The organism is Kosakonia quasisacchari, assembly GCF_004331415.1.
Lineage (GTDB): Bacteria > Pseudomonadota > Gammaproteobacteria > Enterobacterales > Enterobacteriaceae > Kosakonia > Kosakonia quasisacchari.
Genome location: NZ_SJOP01000065.1, coordinates 1 through 1,087 on the forward strand (window position 1 = coordinate 1; position 1,087 = coordinate 1,087).

Here is a 1,087-nt window from a genome sequence, read left to right on the forward strand (position 1 = left end):
GAACCATGCCGACGCTTACTGTTATAAAACATTTCGATGTAATCAAAAATATCACTGCGGGCTTCTTCCCGCGTTCCGTAGATCTTTTTCTTTATCCGTTCACGTTTCAACAACTGGAAAAAACTTTCTGCAACCGCATTATCATGGCAGTTACCGCGACGGCTCATGCTACCCTCCAGGCCGTGTGATTTCAGGAACGACTGCCACTCATGGCTTGTGTACTGACTGCCCTGATCCGAATGAACCAGCACCTGTTTTTCGGGATTACGCCGCCATACAGCCATCAGCAGTGCGTTCAGGACAATGTCCTTTGTCATCCGGGATTGCATGGACCAGCCGATAATTTTGCGTGAGAACAGATCAACAACAACGGCAAGATACAGCCAGCCTTCGTGGGTCCTGATGTAGGTTATGTCCGTTACCCAACGCTCATCAGGAGCATCCGGATTGAACTGTCGCTGGAGCCTGTTGGGTGACACGATACTGGCCTCGCTTTTACGTGCCCGCGGGCTTCGGTATCCGACCTGAGCCTTTATTCCGACACGTTTCATCAGTCTCCAGACTCTGTTTACTCCGCACTGTTGCCCGCTGTCACGCAGATCCAGATGGATTTTGCGATAACCATAGACGCATCCCGATTCCAGCCAGAACTGTTTAATCTGTCCTGTCAGTCTCAGGTCTGCCTGATGGCGTTGTGAATGCGGCTGCTGAAGCCAGGCGTAAAAACCACTGGGATGAACATCCAGCACCCGACAGAGCAGGCGAACAGGCCAGCAACAGGAGTTGTCACGGATAAAGGCGTACCTCAGTCGGACAGCTTTGCGAAGTACGCCGCGGCTTTTTTTAATATGTCCCGTTCGTCGGTAACCCGTTTCAGCTCTTTCTGGAGACGGCGGATCTCGGCCTGAGCATCTGACTGTTCTTTATTAGTGGAAGAATCCGGACCGTACTTCTTTATCCAGGCATAAAGGCTGTGGGTGGTGATATCGAGACGTGTTGCAACGCTGGCAACAGAATAACCGCGATCAACAACCTGTTTGACTGCTTCAGTTTTAAACTCTTCGGGATAACGCTTACCGCTCATGGG

At 51.1% G+C, this 1,087-nt stretch carries 1 protein-coding gene; it reads right to left on the bottom strand.

All coding sequences use genetic code 11. The features are described 5' to 3' along the window. Positions 1-1,084, bottom strand: a protein-coding gene (locus E0L21_RS24675) for an IS3 family transposase (protein ID WP_131413833.1) whose coding sequence is annotated in 2 segments (ribosomal slippage) — positions 1-847 and positions 847-1,084 — 1,085 coding nt annotated over the 2 segments. Because the reading frame shifts where the segments join, the coding sequence is not laid out codon by codon here. This gene is flagged as partial in the annotation. Positions 1,085-1,087: the final 3 nt, after the last annotated feature.